Origin of the sequence: Burkholderia sp. Ac-20344, from assembly GCF_017104975.1 — a bacterium.
Lineage (GTDB): Bacteria > Pseudomonadota > Gammaproteobacteria > Burkholderiales > Burkholderiaceae > Burkholderia.
The window spans coordinates 1-645 of the sequence record NZ_JAAGPP010000394.1 but is presented as its reverse complement, the minus strand read 5'-3'; the positions used below and the strand labels follow the sequence as shown (position 1 = coordinate 645).

The 645-nt window shown below is 75.0% G+C and carries 1 protein-coding gene; it reads right to left on the bottom strand.

Annotation, left to right across the window (positions count from 1 at the left end; genetic code table 11):
- Positions 1-645: 4-alpha-glucanotransferase (locus G3N64_RS39310; RefSeq protein WP_241021450.1), on the bottom strand; the 645-nt coding region annotated here is incomplete at both ends.

Below are 645 nucleotides of genomic sequence, written 5' to 3'. Positions count from 1 at the left end.
CTCGGACGCGCTCGCCTCGTCCGGCGTGCGGGGCGCCACGGCGCGCGCATCCGCGTCGTCCGGATGCTGCGCGGCCTCGGCCTCGGCCTCGGCCTCGGCGTCGGCCGCGATCCGCCGCCATGCCAGATCGACCCCGCGCCACCAGCCGGCCACAGTCGGCAGATCGTGCGTCGACGTCATCGCGATCGCGTCGCGATCCCATTCCGACGGCGGCCGGAACGTGCCGTCGGGGTCGCGCTCGAACCACAGCACGCGCATCCCGGCGATGCCCTGCGCGCCGAGCCGTTCGCGGAAGCCGGCCGGCACCGTGCCGAGATCCTCGCCGATTGCGAGCGCGCGATGACGGGCGGCCTCGAGCGCGACGAGCCGCACGAGATCGTCGACCGGATAGCGCAGGTACGCGCCGTCGCGCGGCGAGCCGCCGTCCGGCACGATCCACATCCGCGCGAAGCCGAGCACGTGATCGATGCGGATGCCGCCCGCATGCGCGAACGCCGCGCGCAACAGCTCGACGAACGGCACGAAGCCATCCGCGCGCAGCGCGGCGGGTGTCCAGGTCGTCACGCCCCACGCCTGGCCGGCCGTATTGAACAGGTCGGGCGGCGCGCCGAGCGACACGCCGCGCAGCAGCGTCGCGCCGTGCGA